This is a genomic window from Parabacteroides sp. An277, assembly GCF_002159645.1.
Classification (GTDB): domain Bacteria; phylum Bacteroidota; class Bacteroidia; order Bacteroidales; family Tannerellaceae; genus Parabacteroides.
In genome coordinates, this window is sequence record NZ_NFJB01000009.1 from 36,792 (window position 1) to 58,208 (window position 21,417).

At 47.0% G+C, this 21,417-nt stretch carries 10 protein-coding genes; 1 reads left to right on the forward strand and 9 read right to left on the reverse strand.

The genetic code is table 11. The annotated features are described in order from the left end of the window. Nucleotides 1-2: 2 nt before the first annotated feature. The 9 genes from B5F77_RS05105 to B5F77_RS05145 form a co-directional block, all read right to left on the reverse strand. Nucleotides 3-1,649 (reverse strand): glycoside hydrolase family protein, encoded by a 1,647-nt coding sequence (locus B5F77_RS05105; protein ID WP_087328615.1) that lies wholly within the window; start codon nucleotides 1,647-1,649, stop codon nucleotides 3-5. 369 nt (nucleotides 1,650-2,018) lie between these two features. Then, a complete protein-coding gene (locus B5F77_RS05110) occupies nucleotides 2,019-2,561 on the reverse strand; it encodes a hypothetical protein (protein ID WP_087328619.1) in 543 nt (180 codons plus the stop codon). Nucleotides 2,562-2,589: 28 nt separating this feature from the next. Next, nucleotides 2,590-4,464 (reverse strand): RagB/SusD family nutrient uptake outer membrane protein, encoded by a 1,875-nt coding sequence (locus tag B5F77_RS05115; RefSeq protein ID WP_087328622.1) that lies wholly within the window; start codon nucleotides 4,462-4,464, stop codon nucleotides 2,590-2,592. 19 nt (nucleotides 4,465-4,483) lie between these two features. Continuing rightward, nucleotides 4,484-7,513: a TonB-dependent receptor gene (locus B5F77_RS05120; protein WP_087328624.1), complete on the reverse strand. Its 3,030-nt coding sequence runs from the start codon at nucleotides 7,511-7,513 to the stop codon at nucleotides 4,484-4,486. Between the two features lie 715 nt (nucleotides 7,514-8,228). Then, nucleotides 8,229-10,967 (reverse strand): GH92 family glycosyl hydrolase, encoded by a 2,739-nt coding sequence (locus B5F77_RS05125; protein WP_087328626.1) that lies wholly within the window; start codon nucleotides 10,965-10,967, stop codon nucleotides 8,229-8,231. Nucleotides 10,968-11,363: 396 nt separating this feature from the next. Next, nucleotides 11,364-13,007 carry a RagB/SusD family nutrient uptake outer membrane protein gene (locus tag B5F77_RS05130; RefSeq protein ID WP_087328627.1) on the reverse strand — a complete coding sequence of 548 codons (1,644 nt, stop codon included), beginning with the start codon at nucleotides 13,005-13,007 and terminating at the stop codon, nucleotides 11,364-11,366. Nucleotides 13,008-13,030: 23 nt separating this feature from the next. Further along, nucleotides 13,031-16,168, reverse strand: a complete 3,138-nt coding sequence (locus B5F77_RS05135; RefSeq protein WP_239445735.1) for a TonB-dependent receptor — start codon at nucleotides 16,166-16,168, stop codon at nucleotides 13,031-13,033. Nucleotides 16,169-16,681: 513 nt separating this feature from the next. Beyond that, entirely contained in the window at nucleotides 16,682-18,976 is a 2,295-nt protein-coding gene (locus tag B5F77_RS05140) for a TonB-dependent receptor (protein ID WP_087328736.1), read from the reverse strand. Between the two features lie 104 nt (nucleotides 18,977-19,080). After that, the gene (locus tag B5F77_RS05145) at nucleotides 19,081-20,277 is read right to left on the reverse strand and encodes a T9SS type A sorting domain-containing protein (RefSeq protein ID WP_087328630.1); all 1,197 of its coding nucleotides are present in this window, start codon (nucleotides 20,275-20,277) and stop codon (nucleotides 19,081-19,083) included. Between the two features lie 377 nt (nucleotides 20,278-20,654). Between B5F77_RS05145 and B5F77_RS05150 the strand changes: the two genes are divergently transcribed. Further along, nucleotides 20,655-21,248, forward strand: coding sequence for an HU family DNA-binding protein (locus B5F77_RS05150; RefSeq protein WP_087328632.1), 594 nt, complete (start codon nucleotides 20,655-20,657; stop codon nucleotides 21,246-21,248). Nucleotides 21,249-21,417: the final 169 nt, after the last annotated feature.

Below are 21,417 nucleotides of genomic sequence, written 5' to 3' on the forward strand. Positions count from 1 at the left end.
GGTTATTGTTCCTTCTTTTTCTCCTCAAAGAGGTTTGTTCGACATGCTTTCCCGTCTTGAAGAAAAGATACTTGGCAGGCTTCCGTGTCCGACCACGCCTTCCCTTCGAGCTTCAGCGAAAGCGTTGTTTTCCCGTAAGGCTGCAAGGCTGGGACTTTCCCTTTCGCCTGGATTTTCCCGCTTTGCTCGACGACGATTTCCGTCTGGGGCGAAGCCGATAGACCGAAGTTCTCCACTTCGACCGTCAGCATTTCCTTATCTTTTTGATAGAGGGGGCGCAGGGCCGAGAGAATAGCCGGCTTGTAGTTTACGTAGGGCAACGAGGCGTAGCCGAAGAGTAGTTTCCCCTGTTTGTCCTGCCCGAGGAGCTTCGGGGCGAACTCATCCGGCGTGATGCCCGAGGCCGTGCCGTCGAACGTGACGATGAGGTCTTTCCCATCCGCCTGACTTTCCAATGCCTTTCCGCCCCGTCCGAAGTTCACTTCCGTATACGAACCGAAGCGGAGCGATGCTAGGTCGATGTCCCTCTGCGGATTAAAATCCTTTTCAGCCCGGATACGTACGCGGATTTCTTTCGTCTTGGGCGTGATGGGCTTTTCATTCAATACATCGAGCAATATACCTTTGTTCATCGGCAGGCAAATGTTTTTCGAACTATGGTTGTCGTTTCCCAAATCATTCCATTTGATGGTGTCGATGACGGCGAAATTCATCTGCGCCACGCGCCCTTCTGCGTCTTGGAACACCTTCGCCCGTTCGTATTTAAACCAATGCTCTACTTGCCCGTCGGCGTGAAAAGAGATGCCGGGCATATAGGCCTCGCCCTGTTCCACCACCCAATGCACACCGTCCAGCGAACGTTCGTAATAGGCAATGCGCCCGAGCCAATCGTTCACAATCAGATGATATTGAAGCGAGTCGCGCCACACAACCGGATCTTCAAATTCACCCTTCACCGCCGGGTAGATGCGCTTCTCCGTAATCTGCCGATAAGGCGAAATCCCATCGCGGCTAATCCACACGCCTCCGCCGCGGCACACCATCAGATAGGAACCATCCTGACGCCGGGCGAAGGTGAGGTTGCTCAACCCCTCGATAATCCGCCGGTCGCGCGGCTCGAACGTGAACTTCCCGTACGTCCAAGGTCCGTTTACATCGTTGGCGATATAATATCCGTCAATTACATAGACTATAATCCGCCCATCGTCCAGCCGGAATGCCTCCGGGTTATGTCCCTTTCCAATCGTGTCTTGGATGGCATACGGCCCAGATAAGCGGTCGCTCACCGTATGATAGACCGTCGAGTTCGGCCACGTCATGTGTCCTTTGGGCGCACTTTCCGGCCAACCGCACACGAAGAGATGGAACTTCCCGTCCTTCGTCTGCAAGATATTTCCGCCCCAAAACGAAATGTCCGGACGCTCAATCCCATTATCCACAAAACGGGGTCGCACACTGTCCGCGCCCCATACATTATCCGTTAATTGCCCTTCGGGCATCGCCTCGAAGCGGTCCATATAGCGTCCGCCTTTCACCAATTGGTCCCATTCCGCCGGCCGTGTCCGCTCGGTGATTTGGGCTGGGAGCGAAGTGGATAGGAGAAACGTGCTGCACGCTATTCCTATCTGTATCAGTTTCGTTTTATTCATATAAGTTGTGTTGTTTATGATATTACCATGCAAAACAGAAAAGCCCTTTACCAAAAACATCCTTTGCCCTTGTGAAAACTTTCCGAGTTGCCTATGGAATCTTCCTGTATCGACGTTATTTCTGTATCTTTAGGCTAAAGATAAACAAATATCGTCGATGTTTATACAAATATCGACGATAATTTGTGAAGATCTAGGCATTAACGAAAGTTTTTCTCCCATCTTTCCAAGTTTCTTCAGGAGGCAAACAACTTTTCAACGGCGAAGTTACATAATAAATAGCATATAAAATCCCCTGGCCTGGTGAAAAACATTGCAAAAAGGGAACCAGGTCAGGGGAAATAGGGGAGGAATCGGAACTATATGGAATTAGAAACCTTGGACGGTTTGCAGCACATAGTCTTCTGAAGAGCCATCGGCTGCTGTCACACGATAATAACGGTCTTGCGTATAGTCTCCTGGTTTGCCTAATGTGGGCGCGTTGTCGATTGGTGCAATGGTTGCGGCATCTGAAATCGAAACATAAACCCAAAGACGTGAAAGGCCGCTTTCCGTAATTTGTTGTTTAAACATTTCATAGAGCATTTCTTTTGTGACAGAACCGGTTGGTCCGGCTTTTTGAATACTATTCACATCGTGGGTCAATGTAGTACGGAAACCAGGAACGCCTTCTACATTGATTGTTTCAATGCTTTTATTAAAAATAACTTCGCATACGCGATCTGTTTCGATTTCTTCATTGATTGTTCCTTTTTGGATGGTATCATTATAGAAGAATCGATAGGTATATTCCACGTTCGTCATCTCTTTATTAGATGAATTTTCCAGCTCTTCCATGCCGTGATATAAGCAGCTGGTATTGACAAGCAGAAGCATGAGTCCTGCGATTATACTGTTTGTTACTCTTTTCATTACGTTATTCATTTAATTGTTTGACATTTTATTCCCAACCCGGATTCTGTTCCACGCCAGCGTTCAAGCAGAATGTACGGTTTAGAGGTACCAAATAGCGTTTAGGAGAGAAGCGAGCTTCTCCAATCGGGTTGTTTACTTCAAAGAATTCATACGTTTGTCCGTCCCTTGAGATACGGATGCCGCGCAATGGACCGACCAATTCTGGAATAACAAAGCCACTTGTGGCATAAGCTCCATTACCTACACCTCCGCTTTGGCGCATTCCCCAACGAAGGAGTGACCAATAACGGTCATTGCATTCGTAAACCATTTCTACATTTCGTTCGCGCATATAAGCTCTGAACAACGGGTCGTTCCATCCGTTTCCGCTTTTTGTGCTGAGATATGCCTCCGCTTTTTCTGCAGAGAATCCACCATGTTTTACCATAGTGGGAACCATATATTTGCGGGCATTGGCAAAGTCTCCTTTCATCAAATAGGCTTCAGCCATGTTCAAGTAAGCTTCGCCATAACGGAAAACGGAGAAGCAATAGTCCAGTTTTTGCGATCCAGGGTCTGGCAAAGAGACGATATGGTCGTAATGATATTTCAACATGGCATAGCCGGTAGAGGAATTATAGTTGTCTAAATCTCCGGCACGGCGTCCGTATTCATCTTCTGCTCCTGCATTAATAGGACTGTTTGAGTTCGAACAGTTGCCATCCCTACGGAAAAAGATGCGTTCCTGTCCGTTGAAATAAAGGCAGCTATCATATAGAATGGTGGTATAGAAACGCAAATCTCGTTTCTTCGTATCGCTGAAGTACATTTTTTCGTCTACGTTTCTTCCTGTCTGAACATAAGACGCGTCTTCCCAATATTTGATAGTGCCGTCCGTATCTGCCACTAAGTAATCGTCTACCAAATCTTGTGTAGGCCAAGCACCTCCGTCCATACCCCAGAAGTTCATGGTTGACTTAATAGGGAAATGTTCTTTGGCATATTCAGAAATATTTCCAGCATACCATAACCCCTGATATTGCATCGGCGTGTCATACAAAGAGGTATTCAAACTCAGACGTTCTACGATTAGGATATTCTCTTGTGCCGTGACTGCAGTTTCGTAAGAACGGAACAAATCATAATAAGGGCTTAATTGGCTACCTTCTGTATCTAATCCTAATTTCGTACCTGCGTCTATTACCATATTATAATATTCACTTTGGGCAGAACCACCATCTACATAAGCTGCTGCTTGATTAGCCGCACGCATAATCAAAGCATATGCAGCAGTACTGCTGACGCGTCCTCGGGCAACTTCTGTGGCTGGTGCTAATGCTGCAGCTGCTTCTTGCAAATCCTTTAAAAGAAAATCGTATGTTTCTTTGATGGAGGAACGTGGTATTTGCAAGTTGTCATCTGTAGACAATACGTGGTCGATGATTTGCAAACCTCCATATTGACGTGCAAAGAGAAAATAGTGGGCTGCACGTAAGAATTTCAATTCACCCATCATACGCGTCTTAAACTCTTCGGAGAAAATCTCGCTGTTACCGATTTCATCCATGGCGGTATGGATACGCCATAAGACGCCATAATTCAGCCATTCGTAATTATCGTCGGCAGTAACGCCTTCAGCTAAGTCGCGAGACCAATATGAACTATTCATAGTTCCTTGCATCGCATTTTTGGTACAAGGTTCTGCCCGGCAAGAATAAACGCATCCATAGGCTCCGAGCCATAAATTTTGTTGTAACACATCAGCATAAATGGATGTGACGAACGATTCCGCTAAATTTTCACTTGACCATGTATCGTCGCCCACGATTTTGTCATAAGGCTTTGTGTCCAAAAAGTCGGAACAAGAAACGTTTGTCAAAGCCAAGCATAACGCTGCGGCATATATGTATATTTTCTTCATTGTATTTTGCTTTTAATTGTTAGAAACCGATTTGAAATCCCATTGAGTAAGTACGCATCATGGGATAATTATATCCGTCGAAAGTGGATGCTTCCGGATCCGCATATTTTACGGACGGTCCGATTGCAAAAAGATTCACGCCAGAGGCAAATAACGTCAAGTTGCTGATCCAATCTACCTTTTTCAATACGGAATATTTGAAATCGTAGGAGAGTGTCAGCGATTTTAAACGGACATAATTCGTATTGCGTGCCCAAAAGTCCGATGTCTGGTAGTTGTTGTTTTCATTCAACGATGTATTACCAGCTCTTGGAAAATCGGCATCTGTATTATTGGGTGCCCATGTATCTAATTGGTAGACAAAATCCAGTCGGCGTTCACCCTCTTGCGCCATGGCGAATGAGTTCATGTAAGTCTGACGCCTTCCTGTTCCTTGGATGTTTGCTAATAAACTGAATCCTCTCCAACTGGCAGACAAATCAATGCCAAATACGAATCTGGGATCCGAGTTATTACCAAATTTGCGTTGGTCTTGTCCGGTGATTTGTCCGTCCCCATTGGCATCCCAATACCATAAATCACCTGGACGAAGGTCTTTCGAGTTGAGCCGTTTGGGATTATTCAAGACATCTTCCGGAGTTTGATAAAATTGGGTATTTATATAACCTGTGTTTACATATCCATATTCATAACCTTGTTCTCGTGTATAAGGGTTTGACAAGGTCACTTTGTCTTCATTGGTTTTGAATGCAAGAGAATGATACCACGTAAAGTTAAATCCAGCTGAGAAATTGACTTCACCGAATTTATCTGTGTATTTCAAATAGCCATCCACACCTTCCGAACGGTCTTCTGCATCCGAAACAATCATCGGCAGGTCGTAGCCAATCGGGTCTGTATATTCATAATTGGGTGCTGCTAAAAATCCTTTTGTGCTCTCATAGAAATAATCTAATGAACCTTCCAGCCGTTCGCCTAAAGTGGCAAAGTCAATGCCAATATCTGTTTTCCGGCGAGTGTACCAAGTCATATTGATACTTGGAGTGGCACCAGGTGTGATAGAATTGACCAGGCTGCCACCGATTACGTATGCATTGGAATTATAATTGTATGTAGTCATGTAGGCATAGTCGTCGTGTGTGGCGCCATTGATACCGATTTCTCCGTAAGAACCGCGTACTTTTAGATAATCGAATATACCTAAATCCTTTACTGGAGCGAAGAACTCTTCTTCCGAAATAGCCCAACCTAAGGAACCTGATGGGAAAAATCCGAAACGGTTACCTTTGGGAAAACAATCCGAACCATCATAACGGCCGGAGAATTCAACCATGTAGCGGTTGTCAAAATCATATCGGAAACGGCCTACGTAACCAATCCAAGCCTGTTCACTCTCGCTATTACTTGCCGTGATACTGGATGCATCGCCGTTTTGCAATTGATGGATAGTGTTTAAATAGAATGTATTGGCACTTGCACTCAAAGAAGTTCCATGATACCATTGTCGGTTATGTACTAATGTGACTAATACATTATGCTTTTCATTGAACGTATTCTTGTAGTCTATCTTTACGTTGAAATCATATCTATTGTGTTGATAAGACGAACGTGTCAGGCTAATATTGGATGGATCTTCATACGTTGCATTGCCATCTGCATCGTAATAAGTTGCATTTTCATACCAATCTGCACGATCTTGCGTTTCAATGTTGTAATTTCCATCTACTCCTAATGTTAAACCTTTTACCCAAGGTATAGCCCATTCTAGGTTAACAGCCAATTGGTTGTAAACCGTGCGATATTTGATTTCCCCGGGTCCGTCTAATTGTAAAGCTGGATTGTCAAATTGATTAGATATGGTACCATCTTCGTTGTATGGGCGTTCAAAAGGAGTTCGGTCTTTCAATCGGGAATAAAGTGTCCAAGCGCTGGCGCTGGGATAGGCTTCGTCCTTCACAGTGCCGTTTACATTCAATCCCACTGTTAATCCGATTTCATCAAAGTTGCTACTTACGTTTGTTCGATAATTGTACCTGTCGTAATCCAATTTATCGGATTTGTAAATACCTCGTTGTCCTAAATAGTTTAAGCTGCCGAAATATTTCAATCTGTCTGTGCCTCCACTGATAGAAACGGTATGTTCATTTTGTGGGGCAGAACCACGCAGCAATTCCTTTTCCCAGTTTGTATAAGAATTTACATTGGCTGCTATTTCTGCCATTTGTTCCGGACTTCGGAAGGCGTTGATGCCGTTTCCTAGCGATTGATATAGTTTGTTGATTGCCGTTGCATATTCATACGCGTCCATACGTTCAGCTGTATATGAAGGCGAATTGAATGCAAAATTGGCTTGATAATTAACAGATAATTTTCCGGATTGTCCCTGTTTGGTTTTAATCACGACAACACCGTTACCTGCATTCATACCGTAAACGGCTGTAGAAGCGGCATCTTTTAATACGGTCATTGATTCAATATCGGCTTTATTCAAAGCCTGAAAGCGAGCTGCAGTGGATACGAATCCATCAATAACATATAATGGTTCGTCGTTGCCTCGGATTGAGATACTGGCTCCATTCTGTCCTGGTTCGGCTGATCCTTGTTGTACAATAACACCTGGCACACGACCTTGAAGTGTAGAGCCCATATCGGAAAAAGGTACTTCTAGTACTTTTTCATTCTCTACAACAGCAAGTGAAGTTGTGTTTTTCCGCACACTGGTAGAACCATAACCAACTACAATGACTTCGTCTAAAGTTTTCGAATCTTCGCGTAATACGATCTTGAAGGAGGTTTTGTTTCCAGTTATTTTTAATTGATGTGGTAAGTAACCGATGTAGGTAATTTCCAAGATAGCGTTAGCCGGTGCTTCGATAGCGAATTTACCGTCTAAGTCTGTAATTACACCATTCGTAGTCCCTTTCACTACCACATTCGCTCCAATCACCGGCACACCTGCATTGTCTACAACAGTACCTGTAATCTTGATGGTTTGTTGCACATAATCCGTAGATAAACCTAATGGATTATCTGTAATTGGTTGATTCATAGGAGAATTACCCCCCCCCTATTGCGGCGTTTGCCAGCAATGGGCTTCCACATAACAAGGTAAGTACGTATGCCTTACCTATGGGCTTTGTTAAACAACTGTTCATGATAATTTAGATTAGAATGTTATTCTTGGTGCAAAATTATCGAACATTAAGTTAGCAATCTATAGAAAAATAGGTGTAAAAGGTTGTAAAAAGGGAACAAGTTTCGGTGAATTAGAATTAATTTCGGAAAAAGGGTAATTGGGGAGCAAAATTATCATAATAATAACCCAAAAACGGTCTTTTTCATTACGTCGTATTGACACTCTCAATATGGCGGAAAGACATCCTCAATCCGCCGTATTGAGAAAAGCAGTCTATGAAGGGCTGATGCATTAAAAAGAATATAGATTATCAAGTACTTATTATTTAATATATACTGATATGATAGGCAAAAAGTAACTTTTTATCTTGTTTTGGTATATGTTTAAAATATCAGATGCTCTGAATATCAACGATTTTAATAATGTATCAACCCTGCAGGCATTACCGAAAGTTTTCCTCCGGTCTTTCCCAGTTTTCCTTGGAGTCAAATAACTTTTCGGTGGTAAAATTACACAATAAACCGCATATAAAAATCCCCCGACCTGGCGAAAAATATCGCAAAAAGGGAACAGGATCGGGGGATTTGGGGAGAAATCGGAACTCAATCAGGTGTTTCCGATTAAAAACTTATTGTTCGGCCGGATAATTTGCTTTGTTATCCATCCAAAGCTCCAGCAATCCTCCCTTGGCAAAGTCCTTATGATAGAAGTAGAATGTATCCAAAGACTTCCCGTTCAAGCGACTCTTCTGGATGTAACAATTCTCTTTCGAGTTGTTGTAGGTCTTGATAACAAATTCTTTCCCGGAATAATATTGGGGCGAGAGCTTGATACGGACGACATCGAATACGGGCGAAGTAATCTCATACACCGGCTCCATCGAGCAAGTTCCTTTCAAGCTAAATAGTCCGATAGACATCAAAGCGCTTACGCCACCCATTTGTCCCTGGTCCTCATCATGGCCTCCGTATCCTTTTCCTGGGGAGGTCGCTCCGTAAGCCTTCTCGTTTACTTGGCGGACCCAATATTGGGTCAGATGAGGCGCTCCCGCATAATTGAACACATGTGCGTTCGAGCATCCGGGTTGATTCGCGTAACTCACATAACCACTCCCATATCCAAAGACAAAAGATTCATCTTTCGCTTGTTCGAAAGCATAGTTTAGCTTCTCGCAAAGCTTAGTTTCTCCACCCATAAGTTTTATCAACTCATCGATGCCATGCGAGACGGACCAAGTGGCTTGCCAGGAGTTCGCTTCCACCCATCCGGCTCCGCTCAAGGGATCTAGGTGTAGCCATGAGCCATCGGCTTTCTTAGGGAATAGGAGTTGTTGTTCTTTATTATATAATGTCTTCCAACCTTGTGAACGCTTCTCGAAATAGCGGGCATCTTTCTTCTTGCCCATCTTGTAGGCCATTTGTCCCAAGGCCCAATCTTGGAAAGCGGCTTCCAATGTGAGGCCCGCATTATCCGCAAAATAACCATGCTTTTCATAGAAGCGAATGGACTTGGCATCTCCCAGCATCCCATCTTGATGATTCTTATACATCCAATGATACGCTTTCTCCGCAGAGGTCTTTGTCAGAATTCCTTTTTGATATGCGCTGGTGATGAGGGAGGTTCCCGGACATCCGGTCATGATGTAGGAATAGCCTCCGGCGTTCGGGCCACGAGGGATTAGGCCTCCGTTCTCCGCATATTGCACCAGACAAGCCGCGAAATCGTCTTGCACTTCCGGCCAAGCCAATCCCCATAGGATATTCAGGTTCCATTGGGTTAGCCAGAACGCATCGGAATTATACATATGGAAGAGAGACTTTCCCTCGGCGTCTTTGGGTAAAGTCCGGGTCTTGTAACGGATGTTTATCGTTTGGCTTCCCCTTCTTTCCCCGTCCGTATAGTCGGGATAGTCTCCATTGACATCATCTATCTTGTGGCGACCCAATAAGACATGCCATAAATCCGTATAGAACTTGACCTGTTGGTCCTCCGTTCCGCCTTCCACCTCGATGCGTCCTAAATAATCGTTCCAGATATTCCGGGCCTCGGCGCAAGTGCGATTGAAATCCCAATCCTTTATCTCGGAACGAAGATTAAGCCGGGCGTTCTCTACGCTGGTATAAGAAATAGCGCATTTCACCTTGATTTCCTCTCCCGTTTGTAGAGGGAAGCCCATCCGTACGCCCGCGGAAGGCGCGTCATAATACGTCATTCCTTTATGCCGGGCCTTGGCTTTCCCCGTCCCGGTTAGCGAGGAAATGTCCGAGTAGAGGGTGGAATCATCCCAGCCATCCAACTGCTCCATCGGTTTGTCCAGTTGCAGGGCGAAATAGATTTTCACGCTATCGGGACCTCCCCATAAACGCCCCATAGTGGTGACCTCTCCTTCTATTTCCGTCGGGCTCACCTTTCTTGCCTTCGCGTTGGTCATGGTGGTGGTGGCCACGTATCCGCCTAGGTTTAAGAGGAGTCCTAAATCGGTTTTCCCCGGTCCGGCGTATTGAAAACGGTAAAAGCTCACACGGTCCAGGGAGGTTTGTTCTACCCACAGGTTATATTTCTCCAAGAAAACCCGATGATAACCCGGCCTGGCGATTTCTCCCTCGTGGCGAAACGGAGATTTCCATCCATTCTCTCCTTCCGATACCCGCACATCCCCCGTGGTGGGCATGAGCGTTATTCCCGAGAGCATCCAATCATGCACCTGCGGGAATCCCAAGATTTCGGTGGAGTTATAGTTATATCCCCCTCCATATTGGTTCTTATTGCGGGTGAGGGGGGCCGCGCTAATCATCCCGAAGGGCAGGCTTCCCGTCACGAAGAAGAAGTAACGCCCCCGGGTGGTCTCGATGAAGGGATTGACCTTGGAGACGAAATCCCGATGAGACGCTCCGCAAGTGTTTACCTCTATCTCAGACAATCCCACCTCGGTGCCATCCGCGTCCGTGCATTCGAAGCGCACCCAGCGCACTTTTTTCTCCGGGAATTTTATGGATTTAGGGGCTCCGTCGTTCGGTATCTCGTACACCTCTATCTCGGAACCGTCGCTAAAGTGGAGCACCCCTCCCGCCACGTGGCTATCCGGCGAGGGGCGGTCGTAGAGCAAAACCTCGTTGATGCTTTCCTCCTGCTCCCAATTTAGTTTTATCCAAGGGTAATCGATTTGCCCGTAGAAGTTCACGCTCCCTTTCGAGCGCCATTCCCCTTGGTCGAAAAGGCGTCCTTTCCCGTCAATCGCCTTATTACCCTCATACCCCTCGATTTCCGAGGAGACTTCCACTTTCGCGCTAGGAGCGATGTTATCCCCCGTCGCGAAAGCAGGAAACGCGAGGGCCGCCGATAGAATCGTAAGAAATAAATGTCTCATGTTATTCTTTTTAAAATTGCATATATAGAAACTGTTTTGAAGTAATCAAAGAATAATGTTATAGGCATCTCCAAAATTTGAAATCAGCCAGTCAATCGGATAAATGTTATATCTTTAGAGGTAACAAACAATAAAGTTATGACACAATATCCAACCGACTTGATAGAAAAAAGTGGCAAGTTATAAAAAAGATTATAAATCCGCAAGAAAGAAAAGCTGAAACATTCGCTTAGATCAATAATGAATGCTATTCATACCGTGAATCTAGCGAACGGCGGCGTGAATTGGGAAAATTATAACGGTAATCGGAAAGGTTCACGGGCGTGAATCAGGCACAAAAAAAGCACGAGCCCCGCGCTTGGGACCCGTGCCATAACTGTGATAAAAGAAAGTTTTTTAGTATCCGTCGTTCTGCGTCAACTGCGGATTCTTATCCATAGATGTTTGCGGAATCGGGAAATAACGATTGTAGGTTGCAAACTTGCGCGTTTCGATGAATTTCTCTGTCGAGGAAGCGTTCACATCAATCGTGGCACGCATTTCAGGGTCAACGCTGGCGTCCATACTAACCGTACCGACTTTCCGTTCCAAAGTTCCATTCAAAACAGTTTCTGCCACCATCTTGCCACTTGCATCTTTCCAACGTACGATATCGGCGCGGCGTAAACCTTCACCAGCCAATTCTACGCCACGTTCGCGGCGGATTAATTCGCGCAATGTAGCCTGCGTGCCGTATTTTGCTTGGTCTACTTCCGGCATCCCGACGCGAGCACGGATTTGGTTCAACTTGTTGTAAACCTCAGCCGACGGGCCGTTCAGCTCGTTCTCTGCCTCTGCCCAACTCAAGAGGACTTCCGCATAACGGAAGACAATCGGGCAGGCATCTGTATCCCAAATATTCGAATACTGCGTAATCGGTGCCAAGTATTTGTTCCAAGTTAAGCCCGTGCGCGACGTGTTATCTGCCATAGTCATGTAATCCAAATTGTTAGCTCCATCGATTTGACGGTCTAATGTGTTGAAAATACCAGAAGTACCATCTGCTTTTACATAATCTTGGCCTGGGAAACATATAGACATGGCCATGCGCGGGTCTCGGTTGGCAAATGGATGAACCGGGTCGTAACCCGAACCCGCTTCGTCGATGGTCATACCGTTTTCCATTTCGTACGTATCCAGCAAGTTGTGCGTCGGGACGATAGAAGACCAACCGCCGTTACCGTTGTTATACATCTGTCCAATTACACCTAAACCTTTCAAGTTGTTTATGTATTGCACAGCCATGATGATTTCCGGCGAATCTTTTCCTGCGTTGCTGAAGAGATTCGTATAACTTGGGTCGAGACTGTAAAGGCCCAAGTCGATGATTTGCTGTGCGCGGTCTTTTGCCGTAGCCCAATCTTCGTAATAGAGCGCTTCGCGCATACGCAAAGCAAGTGCCGCTCCTTTGGCAGCCCGTCCGCGTTCAGCCGGTGCATTGTTGAGCATCGGTGTGATGGCATCCAGTTCCTGTTCTACAAAGGTGCGTACTTCCTCTTCCGTATTACGAGGTACTTGGGCTTCTTCAGCCGATTCGTAATTGTCGATGATGGGGACGCCGCCGTACCACCAATTCATTTTAAAATATTGGTAAGCGCGGATAAAACGCACTTGCGCGATCAAATCATTCTTGACGTTTTCATCCGAGAACGGAATCGCTTCCACATTTTCCAAGAACGTATTACAACGTCGGATGGTGGTGAAACTATACAATGACGCGCCTGTATTAGAAGCACTCAGTGTACCATCTCCCCATGGGCGATAGCCTTCCCACGAGAAGTTATTGTAGCCGAAATCGGAACCACAATCGAAATACAAAAGTTGTCCGCCGTCTTCCCAACCGTCATAGCAACCGATGGCAAATTTTTCAGCATCGGTTTCCGTCTGCCACGTAGTCGACGGAGAAAGGGCATCTTTCGGGGTGACATCCAAAAAGTCGGAACAAGACGTGCCCAACAGGGCTGCCATCCCAAGTACGATATAATTTTTGAATCGTTTCATAGAATTATCGATTTAAAGAGTTATTAGAATGATACATTAATACCGAATGAATGTGTACGCAACAACGGGTAAGAAGACAAACGCTGGCTTGTAGCTTCCGGGTCGATGTTGATCTTCATGCCATCGATGGTAAACAAATTCTCTACCGAATAGTAAACACGGACATTGCTCAATCCGATAGAACTTAACACGCTCTTCGGAATCGTGTAACCAAACTGCAAGTTTTTCAAGCGCAGATAGCTGGTGTTTTGTAACCAGAATGTGGATTGCGCATTACGCGAACAACTGGGTGATTGCGTTCCGGTGAAAATACGCGGCATTTCAGCGTCTGTATTTTCCGGTGTCCACGCATCTTTCCAAATAGAAGCCGGATGACCAGCATCACCCGTGAAGGCACCGTATACTTCGAAGGCGTCAAACAAACGAGCTACTTTGGCCGCGCCGTTGAACATCAACGAAAGGTCAAATCCTTTCCAACCGGCGTTCAGGTTCAATCCGAAGGTGTAAACCGGTTCAGTGGAATTACAAATCACACGGTCGTCGCCATTCAATGTACCATCGCCATTTACATCGGCATAACGGATATCACCGGCTTTGAAATCGCCACCACCAAACGGGTTGCCGTATTGTGCCGTATAAGCATCTGCTTCTTCTTGTGATTGGAAGAAACCGTCGGCTTGATATACGTAATAAGAATTGAGGGCATGACCTTCATAGTTGCGTTGTTCGTAACCGGTAGTCAGATACCTGTCTTTTAGGGCAACGTCGTCAGAGAAACCCAAATCGAGGATTTCATTGTGGTTGTAGCTGAAGTTTGCGCTGGCGCCGAATGTCCAATCGCCCCATTTATCGTTGTAAGCGATGTTCAATTCCACACCGTTATTGCGCATTTCACCGACATTGTCGAAGTATGCACCCAGGGCAAATTCGTCTGGTACGGAAACTTCCATAATGATGCCCGTCGTATTACGGCTATAATAATCGAACGAACCGGAAATCTTATTATTCAAGAAAGCGAAATCCAAACCAATGCCCCACGTCGAAGCCTTTTCCCACGTGATGCTTTCCAAGCGATACGCATCTTGGTAATAGCCGGAATTCAAGGCACCGCCGAATACATAAGAAGCACCGAGTGAATAGGTATTCAAGGCCGGATAATAGTTTGCGGAAGAATCTGCAGATGTCAAGGCATCCTGATTACCCAACAAACCCCATGAAGCACGGAGCTTTAAGTTCGTCAACCAATCTTTCGTATTCTCCATGAATGCCTCTTCGCTGATTCGCCAAGCTCCAGAGAATGATGGGAAATAACCCCAGCGGTTCCCTTCCAAGAAACGGGAAGAAGCATCCGCACGGATATTACCTTCTAAAATATACTTACCGGCAAAGTCATAGTTCACGCGGGCAAACCATGAAACCATGGCTAATTCACGTGTATAGCCTTCGTTCGTTTGTGTAGCAGCATCACCGGCGTTGAGGTCGGTCAAATCGTTTGTTGGGAAGTTTTGGCGGAAGGCTTGTTGATAGCGGTAATTGTATTTTTCCGTGTGCCAACCGGCCAATGCCTTCAGGTTGTGTTGCCCGAAACTCTTTTCGTAGTTCAGCAATGCGTCGTAATTGGTGCGGTCCCAACGATAATAACGTTCGTCTAATTGGCTGGGTTCCGTCGATTTGTTGGCATTGTAAGCGAAATAAGGACGGAAATCGCGGTAGTTCTGCAAATCGTTTACATAAGCTCCTGTCAACGACAACGTCAATCCGTCCATGATCTTATAATCCAATCCTAAGAATCCGGTGAAGTTGTAATTATCGCGCGTTACTTTCATTTCATTATCCAACCACGCAATTGGGCTACCATCGGCAATTGAACCCCATGTACCGTCCGGATAACGAGCCACAATCCAGGGCGCAATCACATTCAACTGACGTACTAACTGATCGGAACTACCCCCGTAATACGTAGAGTTCGCATCGTCGTATTCATTCTTGATAAACGAAAGGTTCAAACGGGCGCTCAAGCGATCGGTAATCTTCATGTCCAAGTTCGTGCGGGCATTGAATTGTTCACGTCCGGCGTTGGGCAAGATACCGGTCTGGTTCAAATAACCCACCGAAGCCATGTATTTTGCATTTTCTGAACCACCATTGATATTGATGTTATGGCGATGCTGTACACCTGTCTTGTAGGCCAAACCGTACCAATCGGTGTTCGGGTAATTCGGGTCGGTCCCATCGCGGAACTTTTGGATTTCTTCGTCCGTGAAGCGTGGCGTACTACCTTCTGCTACCAATGCTTGGTTGTACATCGTAGCATAATCATACGAACTCAAACGGTCTATTAATTCTGTTGCATTCTGGAAGCTGACATAGCCGCTATACGAAATACGTGGCTTGCCTGTCGTACCGCGCTTGGTCGTAATCAAGATGACACCGTTCGAAGCCTTCGAACCGTAGATAGCGGCCGAGGCGGCATCCTTCAAGACAGAAATGCTTTCGATATCGTTCGGGTCGACTTCACTCATCGTACCGGCTTCTACACCATCAATCAAGATGTACGGGTCGGCTGTGTTCAACGTACCTGTACCACGGATACGGATATTACCGGCATCTTGACCTGGCGCACCATTCGTGCCTGTGACGGTCACACCCGGCATCAAACCTTGTAAACCGCTGCTGATGTTTTGGATAGGACGGTCTTGCAGGGCTTTGCTATCTACCGTAGCTACCGAACCGGAAAGGTTTACTTTCTTTTGCGTACCATAACCTACGACTACGACTTCGCTCAGTTGCTCAGAATCTTCTTTCAGGGTAATAGAAAGCGGTTTGCTATCTGTCACGGTGATGGTTTGTTCTGAAAAGCCTACATAAGAAATGGAGAGGACGGAACCGGCTTCACCTTCGAGTGTGAAATTACCATCCATGTCGGTGATGGTTCCGTTGGTTGTACCTTTAATGACGACATTGGCACCGATAATCGGCATGCCGGTGTTGTCAATCACTTTTCCTGTAATCTTGATTGTCTGCTGAACCGCGTTCGAAACAGGCAAGTCCGAGGCAGGATTCGTTCCGGCCCAAACAGCCGGAGCCGACAAAGACAAGGCTAATAATGCCGCTGTCCCTACGCGCATCGCGGAAGTGTTCCCAGGGGTTAACTTGTTCATAATCCTTAGTTCATTTAATTAATTAATTAATACATACACTGTACTTCTTGCTGGAAATTGACGTAGTCTTGCTTAGACTACGGTGTTTTTCAATAAAGAAGTACGCAAAGATATAAATTTCTGCAATAAAATCAATATCTATTAGGGTAATTTTTTTCAATAAAATAGGCGTGCACTGTCCAATCTCTACAAATCGAGCTAATTATTAACGCTGTTACATTCTTTTTTTATATTTTAGAAAGGAAACTATCTTTCAAATAGGAAAGAAATGGATGTAGTCTAAGCAAGACTAAATTATCATGAATTGAATTTATAGTGATGGATGAAAAGAAACATCGTTGTTTTTCTTTCTGATTACGGTTATGTTTCCCTAAAGTATAAGGCTATTTTGCGGGTCGGTATAGGTATGAAATGCTCAATCCGCCGTATAGGCACTCCCGATACGGCGGATTGAGCGTGTCAATACGGCGGAAAGACATCCTCGATCCGCCGTATTGAGAAAAGCTATCTATATTATAAGGTAAGCGACACTTCGACGCCTACTTGCAAAGGTTTCCCTTTTTGGATGAAAGGATTGCCGAACGATTCGAAATAGAAGGCGGCATAGTCCGTGTTTGTCAGGTTGCGGCTCCAAAGGCTGAGGTTGATTTTATCCTTGCGGACACCAACACGGGCGTTAAGTGTCAGGTAGAAATCCTGGGCGATATCGTTATATTCGGTCCAGAAGATCTTGCCGGCACCGTTCAGTTGGGCCGAGGCGTAAAACTGGTCGAGCCATTTGTCCCGGAGCGGGAGGTTGTATTGGAGGCCGAGGCTGGCCGTGTGGCGCGGCGTATAGGGTACGTAATTTCCGGAAAAGTCTTGCTGTCCGTTGTCGTAGTCGCGGAAAGTGGCGTGCGTGAAGCCATAATTAAAGTCGGCCGTCAGTCCGGTAGCAAGCAGGGCACGCAAGGAGGCTTCCACTCCGGTGCTGCGGGCTTTTCCGGCGTTGGTCAGTATGCGTCCGTTGCCGCTGTTCACGAACTTGGTTAATTGCAGGTCGTTGATATCCATGTAGAAGGCAGTTAGTTCGGCATGGAGGCGGCCATCCACCAGTTCACTGCGGATACCTAACTCGTAGTTCCAGCTCTGTTCGGGTTTGTAGGAGGCTACTTCATCGACCGGTGTCGGTTCTTGGAGCTCGCCAGGTATCATCGATTGGAAGGCGCTCATCATGTCGTATTGCATTTGCGCTTGCATCACGTCGGCCGACATCTGCACGTTGTATCCGCCTGTCTTATATCCTTTCGCTACCGAAACATAGGTGTAAGTCGACGGATGGCATTGGTATTTCAAAGAGACTTTGGGGAGCACTTGCCAGAAGTCTTGCGAGGCATGGGCGTCCATTACGGTCGCTTCATACATATTTCCCAAAGGTATCTCCATGTTGCCCATCACGGCAGAAAGGTTCATCTTCGCTTCCGAATTGTAGCTGAGTTTCTGCTTCTCATAGTCTAAGCGCACGCCGGCTGTAAGCGAAAGCCCTTCGATAAAGAGGTTGTTATAAGTAGATTGATGGAAAAGGGCGAGGCCGAACGAGGGCGTATCGAACGTACCGGGGATGTAAAGCTCCTCGTCGGTGATCACGAGCGACGGCATCCGTGGGTTATTTTCTTTGATTTGGTCGAACACGGGCTGGAGTATTTCCTGGATACCATCCTCTTTGAAGGTAACGGGACCTTCGGTGTGCAAGCTGTTATAGAATCCATACACTCCCACGGACCAGTGGTAGTTCTGTTCCTTCACGCTCTTGAGGGCGATTTCTTGGCTGACGGCATGTTGGCGTTGCGTTTGGTTGAGCGTGAAGATAGACTTGGGCGAGAAGTCCTGGTCCATCCGCATGTCGTCGTCCAAATACTGATATCCGGTCGTGCTGCTCAATTGGAAGAGGTCGTTTTTATATTCCACGAGGAAACTGTTCGAGAGCATGGTGCGCTTATACGAAGAGGGGTCGTTGATGCTGACGGGTGCAATCACGCCCGTCTCGCGGTCGTACAAGCCATACGGGAACGCGCCTTGGTCGGTATAATCGCCTGAAAAGGTATAGGCGAGGCGGAGGTTGGGGTTTAATCTTCCTTCCAGACGGATACGTCCACCGACGGATTGCTGTTCGTCTGCCTTCTCGCCGGTATATTCATTCTCGAAGAAGCCACTGTTCCGGTCGTAATAGACGCCTGCCGTGAAACCGAACTTCTCGTTTATCACGCCATAGTGCGACGCCTTGACCTTTACCTGCCCATAGTTCCCTGCCGAGACAGACACCTTCTTGCCTTGGAAGTCGAAGGGCGAAATGGTGTAGATATTGACAATGCCACCCATGGCATTGCGTCCGTAGAGTGTCCCTTGCGGGCCGCGGAGCACCTCAATGCGCTGGATGTCGGTCAGTTCGAAATCGAAGGTACTTTTATCTAAGTAGGGGACGTTATCCACGTACATTCCAATCGATTGTCCGCTGCTACGCGCCCCGATGCCGCGTATATAGACGGCCGACGTCAGTTTGGCCCCGTAGTCCGGGATATATAAATTGGGCACAAACGAGCTCAAGTCCTTGAGCTCGTCGATTTGCCTGCCCGCTATCTGCAGTGGCGAGAGTACGGAGACCGCCGCCGGGAGTGTCCGGAGGTCGTTTGTTTCTTTGGTCGACGACGTGAGCACTACCTCGTCGATATTATACGTGCGTATGGTGTCGTTCGGGTTCACCTCCTCGGCCGCTCCCGCCGCCTGCGTCCCCGCTGCCAGCAGGAGAGCCATAATCCAATCTTGTTTCATCATCTGTCCGTTTTAATTTAAACGGTGCAAAGAAACGACAAAAAGGGGAGATGGGCAATCACTACATGTGGTGATTTTCATTTGGAGGTTTCAGCCGTCATGATTTATGGCACTACTATTTTCTTTGTCTCGTTTCCCGCGCGAACGATGTAAAGACCTTTCGGGAGGTTTTGTATCGTAACGACACCTTGCTTTTTAGCCCGATAATAGCATTTACCGGAAAGGGTGAAGATATAGATATCGGTGGTTTGGTCGAGCGTGAGGCGAATCGTTCCGTCGTCTGTTTGGATGCGGAGCGTTTGCGCGGCAAGTGGCTCGTTGGCTGTCGTGCCGCTCTTTGGATAGTAGGTCATGACGGTACTTCCCTCGATCCATTCCTCGCCCGTCAGCGCGTTATGTTCCATCCAGCGGAGGATTTCTGGATTGCCGTAGGTTACTTCCGCCCGGATTTCGTTGCGTGAGAAGTCGGCCTCATCGGCTCCTTTCGAACCTACGGCTTGGTAGACGTTCCGGTTCGATTTCAGGTTCTCGTCGTATCGGTTTTCAAGGAGCGAAGTGTAGCGTAGGTTTCCCGCTTCGTCGAAGTTCTGCTGGATATCGATTAGGCATTGCCCCCGCTCGTTGTAGACGGTGGAGTCGATGGAGGAGAGGTATTCGTTCGGCATCCCATAATACGCATAGCGGTCGGTGCGGACGATACGCCCGCCTTCGTAGAGTGTCTTATCCATTCGATCGGAGATGATAAGCGTCGTGTCGCGCATCCAGGTCGTATCGCTCGTAATGGAAGTTATGTGCTGTCCGCTTTCATCATACGTGTAAAGGTCCACGCAATGCTCGTGCTCATTGTCGTAATCATAATCGTAGGTGTCTTGGCGGGTGAGCCGCGCCTGGTCGTCGTATTGCTTCAGGGTGTGTTGGAGGAGGAGGAACCACGCCCCGTCGCGCCAGATATGGTGTTTCTCCTCGGTTTCATTCCCTTGCGCGTCGAACGTGCTGCTGCTCCAGCTGTCGGCTACCCATTGCCCGTCGGCCCAATCATATCCTTTTGTCAAGACCAGGTTTCTTGCCTCGTCATACTGGCATTCCCTCTTCGAGTTCGGCGCCCATGCCTGGGTATTCTCGTTCCATCGGTAGTCGGTCTGCTCGGCCAGGTCTCCTTGCTCGTTGGCATATAGGTAAACGGACTTTTCGGAAGGTTCGCCCCGCCAGTACGTGATGGTGCTATCCGGCAAAGCTGCGTTTTGTGCTTGGGCGGCAGAGGCCAGTGCGACTGCCATCCCTAAAAGGTTCTGTTTCTTCATATCACTGCTGCATTTATGTATTATATGGAAACAAATGTATGGCTTATTATTTAAACCCGCAAGCGTACCCGTGTCTTTTGCTTTATAAAAGAATATCTTTTCCTTTCATCCCGAGATGTTTTCTATTATCAGCCGAGATAGTAGCTGTCGTTTCGTTATATTTTGTATCTTTGCATCCAAGATATTAGTCCTACGAGAATTGGCGCAAAATACTGCGACATGTCTCGAAAATATATGCGGCAATTGGTGCAAATAGTTGCTGGATATGGTGCATGATTAATAGGTCGGCTTTGAGGGGATAGGGTCTCGGTTGATAGGGACTACTATCTCGGCGGAAAAGAACTACTATCTTGGATAAACTATTATAAGTTAAGGATATGGCGAAATATAAATTAGAGAAGAATTTACAACCTACGAAGGATGGAAAGTGGTTGTATCATGCGCAATTTGTGCCAGAATGGACGGTGCGCGAAGAGGAATTGTTGGACAACGTGCGGGAACGTACGGCGCTCACGTCGGCAGATTTGAAGTCGGCACTCCAGATTCTACAGGATTTGATGGTCGAGGCGCTGCGGGCCGGGCGAAATGTGGAATTGCCAGGTATCGGGACGTTTAGCGTGGTGTTGAAGCATCGCCCGATTGAAGACAAGGCGAAGATACGGGCCGAGTCGATACGTTTCCGTGATGTGACGTTCCGTTCGTGCAGCCAGTTGCGCAACCGGTTGGCCGGGATGACGTTCAGCCGCGTAGAGAGCGAAGAACCTTCTGTCCTGACCGACGAGGAGCGCGAGCAACGCACGTTGGCTTATCTGGAAACGCATCCGTATATAACAGGCAAGACGTATGCCGCGCTCAACGAGTGCCGTGCCAGCAAATCCGCGGCCGACCTTCGCCGGATGCTGCGCGAAGGAAAGCTGACGCGCAAGCGGTTCGGGAACGTTTGGCTTTATTCACCCGCCCAAGAGGAGTAAAATGCACGGCTCTTTCTTTTAAAAACGGTAACCCTGTTAGGGGCGGACCCATGTGTCCGCCTGATACGTTGGTTCCACATCAAGGCAGACACACAGGTCTGCCCCTACAGTTAAATGAAAGAACCAGGGGTAAAATGCGATTTTACCCCCATCCTATATCCTTTTTTCC

Bases quoted from the DNA above. Each gene is read 5' to 3' on its own strand.
- B5F77_RS05110 (WP_087328619.1), bottom strand. From the start codon at position 2,561: ATGAAAAGAGTAACAAACAGTATAATCGCAGGACTCATGCTTCTGCTT.
- B5F77_RS05130 (WP_087328627.1), bottom strand. From the start codon at position 13,007: ATGAAACGATTCAAAAATTATATCGTACTTGGGATGGCAGCCCTGTTG.
- B5F77_RS05140 (WP_087328736.1), bottom strand. From the start codon at position 18,976: ATGAAACAAGATTGGATTATGGCTCTCCTGCTGGCAGCGGGGACGCAG.
- B5F77_RS05125 (WP_087328626.1), bottom strand. From the start codon at position 10,967: ATGAGACATTTATTTCTTACGATTCTATCGGCGGCCCTCGCGTTTCCT.
- B5F77_RS05135 (WP_239445735.1), bottom strand. From the start codon at position 16,168: ATGAACAAGTTAACCCCTGGGAACACTTCCGCGATGCGCGTAGGGACA.
- B5F77_RS05145 (WP_087328630.1), bottom strand. From the start codon at position 20,277: ATGAAGAAACAGAACCTTTTAGGGATGGCAGTCGCACTGGCCTCTGCC.
- B5F77_RS05115 (WP_087328622.1), bottom strand. From the start codon at position 4,464: ATGAAGAAAATATACATATATGCCGCAGCGTTATGCTTGGCTTTGACA.
- B5F77_RS05120 (WP_087328624.1), bottom strand. From the start codon at position 7,513: ATGAATCAACCAATTACAGATAATCCATTAGGTTTATCTACGGATTAT.
- B5F77_RS05105 (WP_087328615.1), bottom strand. From the start codon at position 1,649: ATGAATAAAACGAAACTGATACAGATAGGAATAGCGTGCAGCACGTTT.
- B5F77_RS05150 (WP_087328632.1), top strand. From the start codon at position 20,655: ATGGCGAAATATAAATTAGAGAAGAATTTACAACCTACGAAGGATGGA.